The 627-nt window shown below is 39.4% G+C and carries 1 pseudogene; it reads right to left on the reverse strand.

Annotation, left to right across the window (positions count from 1 at the left end):
- Positions 1-280: 280 nt before the first annotated feature.
- Positions 281-627, reverse strand: a pseudogene (locus WMO65_RS26430) (hypothetical protein); the annotation flags it as partial.

Consider the following 627-nt stretch of genomic DNA (forward strand, 5'->3'; position numbering starts at 1 on the left):
ATCTGCCATCGTCTTCCTGCCACCACCAGCCAGTGCTGTTTTGCTTCCAGGATGCTGCATTGACATCTAGAAGAGCTGCCGGAGTTGAAGCAAGCACTGCACCTGTAAGGCAGACCAACAAGCCTCTTGTTAAAACCTTTTTGATTTTCATAAAATCCTCCTATTTCAATTCCCGTTGTCAAGTATATTATATTTATAATGTATTATATAAAATATAAGAGCATCGAACCGCCACCATTACTATGGCGATTCAATACTCTCAGTATAGCATATTGTGTAATTATTTTATAGTATTTACAACCATACTATTATGAGAAAGTTTGTCATAATGCGTCTTATGATTCTCAAAGGTCATTTCTCCGTCTTCAGCTGTAAGATCCGCTGATACATCGGCATCAATTTTCACAAATCCGTTGATCGTCTCCAGATTTTTTTTGGTAACAGTAATGTTATTTGTTTGCGCCGTTGCATCTGTCAGTATGTAGCGTAAGATGCTGCCCTCTTCATAAATCTTATAGTTTCCAGCCGGAATATCAGCAATGGTAGTGCTCAATGTAACGTAGCCATTTGTGCTGTGCTTTGTCACATAATCTTCCGTAAACTCCACTGAACGATGATAGGTGTGGG

The organism is Blautia caccae (genome assembly GCF_040095955.1).
Taxonomy (GTDB): domain Bacteria; phylum Bacillota; class Clostridia; order Lachnospirales; family Lachnospiraceae; genus Blautia; species Blautia celeris.